8 protein-coding genes are annotated in these 15,316 nt (G+C 54.4%); 7 read left to right on the forward strand and 1 reads right to left on the reverse strand.

What is annotated here, in order from left to right; genetic code table 11:
* Window positions 1-12: 12 nt before the first annotated feature.
* Entirely contained in the window at window positions 13-4,470 is a 4,458-nt protein-coding gene (gene gltB / locus G5182_RS18665) for a glutamate synthase large subunit (protein WP_421254637.1), read from the reverse strand.
* Between the two features lie 611 nt (window positions 4,471-5,081).
* On the opposite strand from gltB, the gene G5182_RS18670 reads away from it, so the two are divergent.
* From G5182_RS18670 to G5182_RS18700, 7 genes are all read left to right on the forward strand, one after another.
* A complete protein-coding gene (locus G5182_RS18670; protein ID WP_407959429.1) occupies window positions 5,082-6,011 on the forward strand; it encodes a TIGR01212 family radical SAM protein in 930 nt (309 codons plus the stop codon).
* Window positions 6,012-6,362: 351 nt separating this feature from the next.
* Window positions 6,363-8,507 (forward strand): type I secretion system permease/ATPase, encoded by a 2,145-nt coding sequence (locus G5182_RS18675; protein ID WP_266135586.1) that lies wholly within the window; start codon window positions 6,363-6,365, stop codon window positions 8,505-8,507.
* Window positions 8,500-9,933 carry an HlyD family type I secretion periplasmic adaptor subunit gene (locus G5182_RS18680; protein WP_266135587.1) on the forward strand — a complete coding sequence of 478 codons (1,434 nt, stop codon included), beginning with the start codon at window positions 8,500-8,502 and terminating at the stop codon, window positions 9,931-9,933. The genes G5182_RS18675 and G5182_RS18680 overlap by 8 nt, the downstream gene beginning before the upstream one ends.
* Window positions 9,934-9,970: 37 nt before the next feature.
* Window positions 9,971-11,296 carry a TolC family outer membrane protein gene (locus G5182_RS18685; RefSeq protein WP_216953335.1) on the forward strand — a complete coding sequence of 442 codons (1,326 nt, stop codon included), beginning with the start codon at window positions 9,971-9,973 and terminating at the stop codon, window positions 11,294-11,296.
* Window positions 11,297-11,434: 138 nt separating this feature from the next.
* On the forward strand, window positions 11,435-12,187 hold the full coding sequence (locus G5182_RS18690) for a transglutaminase-like cysteine peptidase (protein ID WP_254204305.1): 753 nt from the start codon (window positions 11,435-11,437) through the stop codon (window positions 12,185-12,187).
* 3 nt (window positions 12,188-12,190) lie between these two features.
* Complete coding sequence (locus G5182_RS18695; RefSeq protein WP_216953336.1) at window positions 12,191-14,116, forward strand: EAL domain-containing protein; 1,926 nt, start codon at window positions 12,191-12,193, stop codon at window positions 14,114-14,116.
* Between the two features lie 269 nt (window positions 14,117-14,385).
* Window positions 14,386-15,316: retention module-containing protein (locus G5182_RS18700; RefSeq protein WP_421254638.1), on the forward strand; the 931-nt coding region annotated here is incomplete at its 3' end.

Here is a 15,316-nt window from a genome sequence, read left to right on the forward strand (position 1 = left end):
AGGGTTCCCTCCTTATTGCGCCTGGATTCTGAGTTCTGCACTGGAACGGCTGGTGTGACCCAGTAGCGATTTCACGTCGCTGGACTTGGGTTTGATCAGCCTGAACTTGGGCACATAGGAGTCGAAGTTGGCCAGGATCTCCTCGGCGCGCGAGCTGCCGGTCTCATTGAGGTGCGCCGTGATGATGCCGCGCAGGTGCTCCTGATGGATGGCGAGATCCGCCACATCCAGCAGTTCCACCAGCTCGGGGTTGGTGCGCTTGGCGAAGTTGCCGCACTCGTCGAGCACGTAGGCAAAGCCGCCGGTCATGCCTGCCGCGAAGTTGACGCCAGTCTGACCGAGCACGGTGACGATGCCGCCGGTCATATATTCACAACCGTTGTCGCCAATCCCCTCGACTACCGCCAGGGCACCTGAGTTGCGCACCGCGAAACGCTCGCCAGCAGTGCCTGCGGCGTAGAGTTTGCCGCCGGTGGCGCCGTAGAGGCAGGTGTTGCCGATGATGGCTGCTTCATGGGATTTGAACGCCACGCCGACATGGGGCTTGATCACCAGCTTGCCGCCGGTCATCCCCTTGCCCACGTAGTCGTTGGCATCACCGGTGAGGATCATCTCAAGGCCACCTGCGTTCCAGACGCCGAAGCTCTGGCCTGCGGTGCCGTTGAAGTGCACTTTGACCGGATCGGCCGCCATCCCCTGGTTGCCGTGACGTTTGACGATCTCGCCCGAGAGGCGCGCACCCACCGAGCGGTCGGTGTTGCGAATGTCGTAGCGGAACTCGCCGCCGCTTGAGGTTTCCACCGCCTCCAGCAGATCCTCCACCATTTTCAGGTTGAGCGGCCCCTTGTCGAAGGTGGGGTTGTGCTGCTGGCTGAACAGGCTGGAACCTGCCGGTGCCACCGGAAGGGCCAGAATGCCGGAGAGATCCAGCTTGGCCTGCCGGGCGGTGAGGCCGGGCAGGGTCTCCAGCAGATCGGTGCGGCCAATCAGGTCGGTCAACTGGGTGACGCCGAGCTGGGCCATCAGCTCGCGGGTCTCTTCGGCGATGAACTTGAAGTAGTTCATCACCATCTCCGGCAGGCCGGTGAAGTGCTCGCGACGCAGCTTCTCATCCTGAGTGGCAACGCCGGTGGCGCAGTTGTTCAGGTGGCAAATACGCAGGTATTTGCAACCGAGCGCCACCATGGGGCCGGTGCCAAAACCGAAGCTCTCGGCGCCGAGGATGGCCGCCTTGATGATGTCGAGACCGGTCTTGAGGCCGCCATCCACCTGCAGCCGCACCTTGTGGCGCAGGCCGTTGGCGACCAGCGCCTGCTGGGTTTCAGCCAGACCCAGCTCCCACGGGGAGCCGGCATATTTGACCGAGGTGAGGGGGCTCGCGCCAGTGCCGCCGTCATAACCGGAGATGGTGATGAAGTCGGCATAGGCCTTGGCCACGCCGCAGGCGATGGTGCCCACGCCGGGCTCGGAGACCAGTTTCACCGACACCAGACAGCTCGGGTTGATCTGCTTGATGTCGAAGATGAGCTGGGCCAGATCCTCGATGGAGTAGATATCGTGGTGCGGCGGCGGTGAAATCAGGGTCACGCCGGGCACGGAATAACGCAGCTGGGCGATCTGGGCCGTCACCTTGTCACCGGGCAGCTGGCCCCCTTCGCCGGGCTTGGCGCCCTGCGCCACCTTGATCTGCACCACATCGGCGTTCATCAGGTAGTGGGGGGTGACGCCAAAGCGGCCGGAAGCGACCTGCTTGATGCGGGAGTTCTTCTCGGTACCGAAACGCTTGGGATCTTCGCCACCTTCGCCGGAGTTGCTCTGACCGCCGAGGCGGTTCATGGCGACAGCCAGCGCCTCGTGAGCCTCTGGGCCGAGGGCACCGATGGACATGGCGGCGGAGTCGAAGCGGGGGAACAGCTTGTCGGCCGGCTCAACCTGATCCAGCGCGACCGGATTGTCGACCTTCTTCAGGGCAAGCAGATCGCGCAGAGTGGCAACCGGGCGCTCGTTCACTAGACGGGCGTACTCCTTGTAATCGGCATAGTTGCCGGAGCGCACCGCGGTTTGCAGGGTCTGCACCACATCCGGGTTGTAGGTGTGGTACTCGCCGCCGTGGACGAACTTGAGCAGGCCGCCGTGGGGGAGGGGCTTGCGCACCAGCCAGGCCTGACGGGCTAGATTGTGCTGATCCTGCTGGATGTCGGCAAAATCGGCACCCTGAATACGGCTCGATACGCCACGGAAGCAGGTATCGACCACGGCTCTGGCCAAGCCCACAGCTTCAAACAGCTGGGAGCAGCGGTAGCTGGCGACCGTGCTGATGCCCATCTTGGACATCACCTTGTAGAGCCCCTTGTTGATGCCGTTGCGGTAGTTGACCATCGCCTGGCGCAGGGACATGGTGAGCACGCCCTCTTCAACCTGTTTGGCCAGGGTTTCGTAAGCGAGATAGGGGTAGATGGCGGTCGCGCCAAAGCCCAGCAGCACCGAGAAGTGGTGCGGGTCACGGCAGCTTGCAGTTTCCACCAGAATGTTGGCGTCACAGCGCAGGTTGTTGTCCACCAGGGTGCGCTGTACCGCGCCCACCGCCATGGCGGCCGGGATCGGCAGGGTATCGGCGCTGATATCGCGATCCGACAGCACCAGCAGTACGGTGCCACTCCTGGCGGCGGTTTTGGCCTCATCGCAGATGCGCACGATGGCCGCTTCCAGCCCCTCTTCTGGCTTGAAGTTGAGGCTGATCACCTGATGACGGTAGTACTCACCTTCCAGTGCCAGCAGCTGGTGGAAGTCGGAGTAGAGCAGGATCGGCGACTGGAACAGCACCCGGTGGGCGTGGCCGAAGGTCTCGTTGAAGACGTTCTGCTCGCGACCGATACAGGTGGCCAGCGACATCACGTGGTTTTCCCGCAGCGGGTCGATGGGCGGGTTGGTCACCTGGGCAAACATCTGGCGGAAGTAGTCATAGAGGGTGCGCGGGCCGGAGGAGAGCACCGCCATCGGGGTATCATCCCCCATGGAGCCCACCGCCTCCTGACCATTTTCACCGAGCACCCGGATGATCTGATCCAGCTCCTCGAAGGAGTAGCCAAACAACTTCTGATAGGTTTTCAGCTGGTCATCAGAGAACTCGCGGCTACCGGTCTGGCTGTCGTCCATCTGCTCGAAGGGGACCAGTCGGCGGCAATGTTTATCCATCCACTGCTTGTAGGTGTGACGGTTCTTGAGGTCGTCATCGATCTCGAAGCTGGTCCACACCTTGCCGTTGCTGGTATCCACCACGAACAGCTCGCCCGGGCCGACCCGGCCCTTCTCCAGCACTTCGTCCGGGGTGTAGTCCCAGGTACCGACTTCTGAGGCGAGGGTGATGAACTTGTCCTTGGTGATGACGTAGCGGGCCGGACGCAGACCGTTGCGATCAAGTGCGCAGGTGGCGTAGCGACCATCGGTCATGACGATACCGGCGGGGCCATCCCATGGCTCCATGTGCATGGAGTTGAAGTCGTAGAAGGCGCGCAGGTCATCATCCATGTTCGGGTGTTTTTGCCATGCAGGCGGGATCAACAGGCGCATGGCGCGGAACAGGTCCATGCCACCGGCGAGGAAGAGATCCAGCATGTTGTCGAGGCTGGAGGAGTCAGAGCCGGTGGTGTTGACGAAGGGGGCCGCTTCCTGCAAATCGGGAATGAGCGGCGTGGCAAACTTGTAGCTGCGTGCCTTGGCCCACTGGCGGTTGCCGGCGATGGTGTTGATCTCGCCGTTGTGGGCCAGATAGCGAAACGGCTGCGCCAGCGGCCAGCGCGGGCTGGTGTTGGTGGAGAAACGCTGGTGGAAGACGCAGATGGCCGCCTGCATACGTATGTCGGCGAGATCCAGATAGAAGCGCGGCAAGTCCACCGGCATGCACAGCCCTTTATAGACGGTGACCAGGTTGGAGAGGCTGACCACATAGAAGTAGTCGTCGTTGACGCGCTTTTCGATGCGGCGACGCACGATATAGAGACGGCGCTCGAGATCCTTGTCGACCCAGCCGGGCGGGGCGTTGACAAAGACCTGTTCAATGCTGGGCAGGGAGGCTTTGGCGATGGTACCCAGTACGTTGGTATCGACGGGCACCTTGCGCCAGCCGACCAGACTCAGGGTCTCTTTTTCCAGCTCTTCGTCTATGATGTCGCGGGTCTGCTGGGCCAATACGGGGTCAGGGTTGAGAAACAGCATGCCGACCGCATAGTTGCGGCCAAGGTGCCATCCCTTCTCCTCGGCGACAGCTCTGAAGAAGCTGTCCGGTTTTTGCAGCAGCAGACCGCAACCATCGCCGGTCTTGCCATCGGCGGAGATCCCGCCGCGGTGCTGCATGCGAGCCAATGCTGACATCGCGAGACGGACAAGCTTGTGGCTGGCTTCCCCTTCCATGTGGGCCAACAGGCCGAAGCCACAGTTATCCCTCTCCAGCTTTGGATCATATAGTGACATTGCATTTCTCCCTTGCTCGGCCTTGTATCGCACAGTCATCACCTGACTGCATAAATTGCGATTGGCTCTTGTGGTTCCGTCTGCCTGACGTGGCGAATCTCCAAACTAATGGGATTTTCTGGCGAGGTCAATCGCAGGTCAGGTTTGTCTTCATGGTTACATTCGCATAACAAAATGTCGGGTTAGGGGGATTCGCTCGCAGTTATGGAGTGTTTATTCTGTGTATTTTTATTTTGTTGGTTAAATATATCGTCATTGGCGGGCTCAATGGTGCGCTCGGCGACGGTGGGCGAATGTAGTAATTTTACCAACCCGATGTGGCCGACAGCGGAAGGGATCACATTTTCAATATCCCATGCTTGCAATTGTGTGCTGTCGGGTCTCTTTGAATTTTTCATTGTTCAACAGTGGGTTATCAGGTCTCATTTTCATATGGATGTTTACTGTTTGAATCGTCAAAGAACTGTAAAAATCCTTTTTTTGCGCTTTTTCTCTATATTTATTCAAAATTGGTCGGGTATTTATATGTTTTACCCTCTCCGCTAGCTTGATCCAGCTCAGTCCCTGTTTTGCGCAAGCTCGTACAATGGCGCTCCTTTAGCGGAGGTGTCATGCAGTTACACGAACTCGTCAATACATTCGGTCAGGATCTCAAGCAGCGTCATGGTCAGAAGATCCACAAACTCTCCATCCATGGGGCCTTCACCTGCCCGAACCGTGACGGCACCCTGGGCCGCGGTGGCTGCACCTTCTGCAACGTATCCTCTTTTGCCGACGAGTCGGCTCAGCAACTCTCCGTGGTGCAACAACTGCTGGCTCGCCGGGACGAAGTCACCCGTGCCAAGCGCTATCTTGCCTACTTTCAGGCCTATACCAGTACCTATGCCGAGGTCGAATATCTGCAGCGGATGTATGAAGAGGCGCTGTCGGTGAGCGATATGGTGGGGCTCTGTGTGGGCACTCGCCCCGATTGCGTGCCGGATGCGGTGCTCGATCTGTTGGCGGGCTATCAGGCCCGGGGTTACGAGGTGTGGCTGGAGCTCGGGCTGCAAAGCGCCAATGACAAGACCCTGCAACGGATCAACCGCGGCCACGGTTATGCCGCCTATGAGGATGCGGTAAGACGTGCCCATCAGCGCGGCATCAAGGTATGTGCTCATCTGATCGTCGGCCTGCCGGGCGAAGTGCCAATAGACAGCCTCGATACCCTGCATCGTATCGTTGAGACCGGTGTTGAGGGGATCAAGCTGCATCCGCTTCATGTGGTAGAGGGCAGTACTCTTGGCAAAGCGTGGCAGGCGGGGCGCCTTGAGGTATTGACGCTGGAGCAGTATGTGGAAGCCGCTGTCGCCATGATCCAGCACACACCACCCGAGGTGGTGTATCACCGGATTTCGGCATCGGCGCGCCGCCCAACCCTGCTTGCTCCCGCCTGGTGCGAGAATCGCTGGACTGCGATGGCGGACATTGCACGAGCACTCTCCTTGAGTGGCCCTCAGGGTCATGCACTGGGAAGACCCTTCATACTTCCTGACCTATAATTGAGTTCGTAATTATTATTTTCACGTAAAACATAGGGTTATATAAAAAGTTCATACCATAAACTATAGTTTTGGTACCTGCAGGTTGATATAGTGATGCGCCACAATAAATGCCATTATCAATTAACACCTCCATTTACCTGAGGGAGGCGTCGGCATGATGCTCACAGGCTGGTTTTACCAATCATCATGCAAGGAAAATTGGTGGTGAGTGTCACGATGTATCCGGATAGGTTTATTCCCTGATCAGGCTCATCTGTGGGAGGGGGCTCGTTTTTAGAGTCGCTATAGCAGGAAAATATGAGTGATACCCCTCTCGTATCGACCTTATTAATGCAGTGACGGGATGCTATGCAAGCAGAAACAAGTCGTATCGATGAGTTATTGGAGTGTCTGGTCTTCTTGACCCGCTTTTATGGTGTGCCCAACAGCCAGGATGCCCTGACGACCGGGTTGCCACTGGTCTCCGGACGACTGACTACAGCACTCTTTTGTCGTGCTGCCGAGCGGGGCGGGCTATCTGCCCGTGAAGTGATCCAGCCGCTTGATCAGATCTCTCCCTTGCTGCTGCCCTGCGTATTGCAGATGCGTAACGGTGGCGCCTGTATTTTGCTGGAGTGGAACGAAGATCGCAGCCAGGGGAAAGTGATTTTCCCGCAGGCAGGTGATGCCGCCCAATGGCTGACTGCTGCCCAGCTGGGTGATGAGTATTTGGGGCGTCTCTTTTACGTTAAGAAGCAGTTCAAATTTGACGAGCGCTCTCCCAAGGTGCTGGAGACCCGTGATGGCCACTGGTTCTGGAGCACTTTGTTTGAATCTCGCGGAATCTATCGCGATGTGCTGATCGCCTCCATTCTGATCAACCTGTTTGCCATCGCTAGCCCCCTCTTTACCATGAACGTCTATGACAAGATTGTGCCCAATCTGGCATTTGATTCGCTCTGGGTGCTGGCGGTCGGGGCCATGGTGGTCTTTACCTTCGATTTTGTGATGCGGCAGTTGCGCAGTTACTTTATCGATATCGCTGGCAAAAAGTCTGATGTGCTGCTGTCCGCCAAGATTTTCGCCAAGGTGATGGGCATGCGGATGGAGTCTCGTCCCGCTTCCACCGGCGCTTTCGCCAAACATCTGCAGGAATTTGAATCGGTGCGGGAGTTTTTCACTTCCGCGACGGTTTCTACTCTTATCGATCTGCCTTTTGCCGTCTTCTTCCTTTTTATTATCTGGATGTTTGCCGGTGTGATGGTGGTGGTCCCCATCGTCGCCATGCTGATCCTGATCGCCTACAGCTTCTATATTCAAGAGCCGCTCAAAAAGTCCATCGAAGAGGGTTCCCGGCTGGCCTCTCAGAAAAATGCCAACCTGATCGAAAGTATTTCCGGGCTGGAAACGGTCAAAATTTTTGGCGCCGAGAGTCTGTTCCAGCACCGTTGGGAGCAGGCTGTTTCCCATATTTCCACCTGGGGTGTACAAACACGGCGAATTACCAACTCCATGTCGTCACTGGCCAGTTATATCCAGCAGGTGGTGACGGTCGGTCTGGTGATTGTCGGTGTTTACCAGATCTCCGAAGGCTTAGTCACCATGGGGGGGATGATTGCTGCCGTGATGCTCTCCAGCCGTGCCATTGCGCCCATGGTGCAACTCTCAGTGTTGTCGACCCGTTATAACCAGGCCAAGTCTGCACTGGATATTCTGGAAAAAATCATGCAAACCCCGGGTGAGCAGGAGGAAGGCAAGCAATATATCCATCATCCGGTGATTGCCGGTCGAATTGAATTCGAAAATGTTTCGTTCAAATATCCAGGAATGGAAACCAGCACCCTGCACCATATCAATTTGCGTATTCAGCCGGGTGAAAAGGTGGCAATTATCGGCCGGATTGGGGCGGGTAAAACGACCCTCGAGAAGTTGTTGATGGGGCTGTATCGGCCGACTGACGGTTCGGTCCGGATCGATGGTTTCGAAATAGACCAGTTGCCTCCCTCGGTGATTCGTCGCAATATCGGTTGTGTTCCCCAAGATGTCATTCTCTTTTTTGGTTCGGTGCGAGACAACATCATGCTGGGTAATCCGCTGGTGGATGACGTGAGAGTCTTGCGTGCTGCCAAGCGGGCGGGCGTCACCAATTTTACCAACCGTGATCCCAACGGATTGGATCGGCAGATAGGTGAGGGTGGCCGTCAGCTTTCCGGTGGCCAGCGTCAGTCGATCCTGCTGGCACGCGCCCTGCTCAATGATCCCCCCATTCTGGTGATGGATGAGCCTACCTCCAACATGGACAACCAGTCCGAGATGCAGGTCAAACAGGAGCTCGCCAGACTGGGCCCGGAAACCACCTTGATCCTCATCACCCACAAGACCTCAATGCTGGATGTGGCCTCGCGAGTTATCGTCATCGAGCAGGGACAGATTGTGGCAGATGGTCCCAAAGAGGTGGTGTTGCAGCAGTTGAAGGAAGGCAAGGTGCGCGTGCAGGAGGTGTCCCATGGTTAAGGGGCTCATGAACTGGTTAAAACGCAGCAAAAATGCGCCTTCCGGTGATGTATTGCCGGCACCCGAGCATCTGGAGTTTGTCGATGACGGCGCGGCAGCTGTGTTGCTTACTACCCCAACCGGTGCCCGCATCCTGTTATGGTGCTGTTTCCTCTTTTTCATGAGTGCCATCGTCTGGGCTGCCTGGGCCGAGCTGGATGAAGTCACCGTGGGTCAGGGCAAGGTGATCCCATCCCGCCAACTACAGGTGATCCAGAATCTGGAAGGGGGGATAGTCAAAGAGATCTTCGTCAAAGAGGGAGATATCGTCGAGAAGGGACAGCCGCTGCTGCGTATCGATGACACCCGTTTCCGCTCCGATTTTCGAGAGCGTGAGCAGGAGCTGGTCACTCTGAAAGGAGATATTGCCCGGTTACGGGCCGAAATGGCCAGTGTTGAGGTTAAAAATGACCCTGCACTGGGGTGGCGTGAACAGGTAGTGGTGGGAGAAGCGCCAATTCAGTTTCCGGATGGCTATGAAACCGTCTTTCCCGAATATGCCAACCGTGAACGCTCGGTACAACGGGATCGCCTTAATAACCTGAAGAACCAGCTCTATATTCTTGGTCAACAGATCGAGCAGAAAGAGCAGGAACTGATTGAACTGAATGCCAAAATTCGCACCGTGAATCGCAGTGTGGATCTGGCCAGACAAGAGCTCAATATTAGCCGTCCACTGGCAAAAGAGGGTATAGTGCCTCAAGTGGAGCTAATCAAGCTGGAGCGGCAGGTCAACGAGATGCAGGGGGAGCTGGAGAGCAACCGTCTGCTGATCCCAAAACTCAATTCGGTGTTGCGTGAGACTATTTCCAAGCGCAATGACATAGCGCTGAAATTCCGTGCTGACTCCCAGACGGAACTGAATGAGAAGCAGGGGCGACTTGGCCAGTTGTCAGAAGGGCAGGTTGGCTTGCGAGACAGGGTAGACCGGACCAGCGTGATTGCTCCGCTCAAGGGCACCATCAAGAAACTCAAGATCAACACTCTGGGCGGCGTGGTGCAGCCCGGCATGGATTTGATGGAGATAGTGCCGCTGGAGGACACCTTGTTGGTTGAAGCCAAGGTGTCGCCGAAAGATATCGCCTTCCTGCGACCGGGGCTGGATGCCATCGTCAAGATCACTGCCTACGACTTTACAATCTATGGAGGATTGCATGGCAAGGTTGAACAGATAAGTGCGGACTCGATCCAGGATGAGGAGGGGAACTCCTTTTATCTGGTTCGGGTGCGTACCGAGAAGAGTTACTTGGGCGATGAGCTTAACGCACTTCCCATCATCCCCGGTATGTTAGCCAGTGCTGATATCATTACTGGTAAAAAAAGTGTCCTAGACTATTTACTTAAGCCGATTTTACGGGCTAAGCAGTCGGCACTGAGAGAACGATAAGCCAACAATCTAAAAACAAAACATGACTGGAGATAACATGAAAAAAACGATTGTTGCCATGCTGGTCAGTGGCATCACCCTGATCCCTAGTTTGGGTCAGGCCCAGACTCTGGAAGAGTCGGTGGCACAGACACTCGCTACGCATCCCAAGATCAAGGAAGCGTTTGATCTCTACCAGGCACGCCTCTATCAGCATGATGGCGCCAAGGGTGGCTATTATCCAACGATCGATCTGCGTGGCGGCGTAGGCTATGAAAAGACTGACAGCCCTTCTACCCGGGCTGCTGGTTCAAACAGCAATATTGATGACTCCATGACTCGCAAAGAGGCTGGGCTCAGTTTGCGGCAGATGTTGTTTGATGGCTTTGATGTCAGCAACAACGTCTCCCGAACTGAAGCTGAAGCCAACGCCCAGCGTCTGGCGATGATCTCCGAAGCAGAGAATACCGCGCTGCGAGTGGCTGAGGTCTACCTCAATATGCTGCGCCAGCAGGAGATCCTGGAACTCTCCAAACAGAACCTGGAAACCCACGAACAGATCCGTAGCGACATTCAGAAACGGACTGATTCAGGGCTTGGTTCTACTGCTGATCAGACCCAGATTGATGGTCGTGTTGCCAGGGCCTACGCCAACCAAGCCGCCGCTGAAAACAACTACCGTGATGCGGAAAGCGAGTTTATTCGGGTGGTTAACGAGGTACCAAAAGATCTCGTTCAACCGGTACCTAATGCCGAGTTGGTCCCGGCTAGTCTCGATACTGCCCTGAAAACGGCGACAGAAGTTCACCCGACCCTGCTCTCATCCCTGCAAGATATTGAAGCGGCCAAGTATCAGCATGAAGGTGCCAAATCCGGTTTCTACCCTAACGTCACTTTTGAAGTGGACCAAAACTGGAATGAGGATATTGATGCCGTTAAAGGTCGCAATGACGATCTGACAGCTATGGTGCGGATGCGTTACAACCTGTTCCGAGGTGGTTCTGACGTAGCCGAGAGCAATGCAACTTCGGCACTGTACTCTCAGGCGAAAGACATTCATCTGAATGCATTTCGTCAGGTAGAAGAGGGAACCCGTTTGGCATGGAATGCGAAAGAGTCGCTGGCCAAACAGAAAACCTTCCTTAAAGAGCATGTGGATGCAAGCTACGATACCGTTCAGGCATACAAGAAGCAGTTTGGCTTGGGTCAGCGAACCTTGCTGGACGTATTGAACACCGAAAACGAATTGTTCGAAGCGCGTCGCAGTTATATCACTGCTGAGTATGATGCATTGCTGGCGGACTATCGCATCCTCAATGCGACTGGAAGTCTGCTCAACGCATTTAGCGTCAAGCAACCCGCTGAATGGCAGCCCAGGCAATAACCGTTTGCCAATGATCCCGCCGGGATGATGATGAACGCCAACATGGTGACTGCAGCTGGCAGTCACCATGTTTGGCTAAAGCAGGTGGTTGCGCGGTTTTTGAGGAGTGCAGAAGCAATCATGCAGCAGGCATATGACGTGACACTCCAGCGTGGTACCGGAGGCAGATGGTATGATCTCCTCAATAAATGGAGATACCGATCTCTACGTACTCTGCGCCACTCCTTATGGATCCTGCTGTTACCCTTCTCACTTTTGCTCTGTGCCAGCCAGCCTCTGCCACAGGAAGACCTCAACTTGATCAAGCGGGCGGAGCAGACCTATGGCGCCAGAGCTGGCAAGCGTGTAACCAGTTGGCGCATGCTGGTGATGGAAACGAAGGGAAAGGCACTGAGCGAGACGAAAAAGCTCGAAAGAGTGAACAACTTTTTTAATCAAATGCGCTTTGTTGATGACATCAAGTTGTGGCGCAAGAAAGATTACTGGGCAACCCCGCTCGAGTTTCTGGGAGCTGCCGGAGGAGATTGCGAAGATTTCAGTATTGCCAAATATTCCACACTACTGGAATTGGGGATCCCGGATGAAAAAATGCGGATGGTTTATGTCAAGGCCCTTGATTACAACCAGTTCCACATGGTGGTGGCATATTATGAGACACCCTCTTCGGTTCCGGTTATTTTGGATAATTTGATAGGCTCTATTCGACCCGCTACCCAACGGCGAGATTTGGTACCTATCTATAGTTTTAACGGTAGTCACTTGTGGTTGATGAAGGCGCGAGGCCAAGGGGAGCTGGCTGGCCAATCATCTCGCTTGGGATTATGGAATGATTTACGCAATCGCATGACATCGGGGCGATTGGCTAGGCCTGTGGTGAATTTGGATGATTAACCTATGACGCTTTATAGACAGTTATTGGCCACCATGTTGCTGTTGTTTGGACTATTGTTTGCAGCTACTTATTGGGTGCAATTCAATTCGACACGAACTTATCTGGCACAACAGCAGGAAACAACGGTAATCAACACCGCTACGTCACTGGGACTGGCATTAACCCCTTATCTTGAAAATGGCGACAAGGTGGGAGCTGAGTCGGTGATTAAGGCCATATTTGATGGTGGTTATTACCGTATGGTTCGTCTTGACCTGCTTGCGTCGAAAGATGTGATTGAAGAAGAAAACAGCAGCCGTATTCAAGGTGTACCTGACTGGTTTATTGAACTTGGCTTGTTTCCGGAAGTATCCAATGAGTCAATTCTGACGTCTGGCTGGCTGCAACTTGGCAAGCTCAAGGTGGTGGGCCACCCAGGACAAGCCTATCACGAACTGTGGGCAGGGATGAGCGAACTGGCGACCTGGTTTGTGATTGGATTTTTGGTAACCACGATCTTGCTTATGCGTGCACTTAATTTCCTGTTAAAACCGCTCAAGCAGATTTGTGAGCAGGCCGTCGAGATTGAATTGCATCATTTTGGGCATACCATTCCAGAGCCCAAGACCTATGAATTGAAGCAGGTTGTACAAGCGATCAACATCTTATCCGGAAAGTTGGCGGTGCAATTCAAAGAGCAGGCCGACGAGGCGGAGAAACTGCGTGAACGAGTTTATGTGGATGCCGTTTCTGGCTTGGGTAATCGAGCCTATTTTGTTGGTCAGGTTAATGCCTGGATTGCAGAATCTGGCCAAGGGGGCATCATGTTGGTTGCGGTAGATATGCTCGATGATATCTACCGTGATGAAGGTTTTGCTGCCCGTGATAATATGGTCAAATCTATAGCACAAATCTTACGCGAACAGCTTAAGGGATGGGATGGTGCAGCTGTGGCGCGGATATCAGCGACCGAATATGCTCTGCTCTGCCCGACAGATGATTTGGGTCAGCTTAAGGAGTTGGCAGAAATTATCAATTCTCGTATTGCTGATCTGGTCGTGAACCCAATGGCGGAGGGTAATCCTCTCTCCGTCATTGGTATTGCAGGCCGTGATGGTAATGATGATCTCTCAGTCCTGTTGACTAAAGCGGATAATGCACTCGGCAAGGCGCGTAATGAACGCCGTGGTGCTGTTGTCATGGAAGGGGGAGCCGAGCAGGGGTTGATGGGGCGCTTGGCATGGCGTGATTTGGTTCAGGATGCTATTTCGCATCACCTCTGGCGATTCAAGGCTCAGCCAGCTTGCCGATTTGATAACGGGGCCAGGTTGCATGCCGAGTTGTTTGCATCTATCTCTCGCGATGGCACGGACTATTTTGCCGGTCAGTTTTTGCCTGCCATCGAACAGTTCAAATTGGGGGGCGATTTTGATCAGGCAATACTTGATGCATGTGTTCCCTTACTGCACAAACAAGCGGATCTAGTGCTGGCAATTAATATAACGGCAGGTTCGCTTTGTTCGGATGAGTTTTTGACCTGGCTGACGCACTATCTGGTCGAACATGGCGAATTGAAAGAACGGCTGTTATTCGAGATACCCGAGGCAGCCATTATGAAGCACAAAGATCATGTGGCCGCTTTGGTAGGCGCATTGCAGGTCCATGGTTTCCAGTGGGGGGTTGACCACTACGGCCGTCACTTCCAGTCACTGGGCTATCTGGAGGAGTTAGCGCCTGCCTATGTCAAGGTGGATCACGGTTATACCAGTCAGGTCATGGAGCCTGGTGCTGACACCTCATTCTTGGCTGCAGTGTGCCGAGCTGCGCACAATGCCGGTGTGACCACCATTGCAACCCGCGTCGAAGATCAACATCAAGTGGAACTGCTTTCCAAGTTGCATATCGATGGTTATCAGGGATTTGTGCATCCTGCTTTCCCCTTGTCTTGATTGATATGTGCACTGTAGAAATGGCCCCGAATGGGGTCATTTTTTATATCAATACAATATATTTTTTGATTTTTTTATTATCAAATTAATATGGGTGTTATTTGGTTCCATTTGTATCGTTATGATTTTGATGAAGAAAAAATAACCTTTCGATTTTATTCTCTATATCGGTTTGAGGGCAGTCAAACCTATAGATTATTGCAACGGAAAAGCACGTTATCTCCCTCTACGGTGTAGACATCAAGATCTGTCACGTTGGAGCAATGGATATGCGTACCCAAATCATCGACAAGTCCGTGGTTGTCTCAGCTATCGAAGGGAATGTGGAGATTGTGCTGGCTGATGGCAGCAGTCGCCCCCTGCAAAAGGGGGAAATACTCCAGCCCGGTGCCAAATTGACCATAGCGGATGATGCCAAGCTTGTTCTTTCCCCCTATGACGATACACCAGCGCAGAATGTACCCACCGGTTCCGAATTAGCAGAACCGGGACAACCGCAAGGTGGTGCCAGCACGGAGGGCGCTCCTTCTGACATTGCTGCATTGCAAGAGTCAATTTTGCAAGGCGTTGACCCGACGCAAAACTTTGAGGCTTCAGCAGCAGGTGGTGCACCTGCTGCCGGTGGTGGCGGTGGTATTGGCGGGGTAGCAGGAGCAAGCGGCAATGGTGGCTTTGTCACCATTGATAGAACCGGTGATGCGACCATTGCCGAGGCCGGTTTTGATACCAATTATCAGGCTGAACCCATTATCAACACTGAGCAAGCGGCTGAACCACTGTTAGAACCGGAGCCACTAACTAATCTCTTGTTGGATGAGAGTGAAGTATTTTCGATGGATGAAGATAACCCTGTCAGTGGTGATCTTTTGGCCAATAGCTCCAACCCGGATGGTCCCTTGGCTCAATCCATCATCAGCTATAGCTGGGGTAGTAATATTGATGTTCCCGCAGGTGTTACATCGACCCTTACTGGCATTGGTACGCTGATCATCAACAGTGATGGCTCTTTCACCTTTACCCCCGCTCCTGACTATTCTGGTGCAGTTCCTACAGTGAGTTATCTGGTCACCGATAGTTCTGATGTTGTTACTTCGACCTTGACGCTGATAGTGACGCCACAAGGTGACATCGACTTCAACGTCGAGGCGCTGAATGCGGGTGCGACCGAAACGGATGGCACGGTACAGGTGCTGCTGACCA

Source organism: Aeromonas sp. 600948, from assembly GCF_049174875.1.
Lineage (GTDB): Bacteria > Pseudomonadota > Gammaproteobacteria > Enterobacterales > Aeromonadaceae > Aeromonas > Aeromonas veronii_A.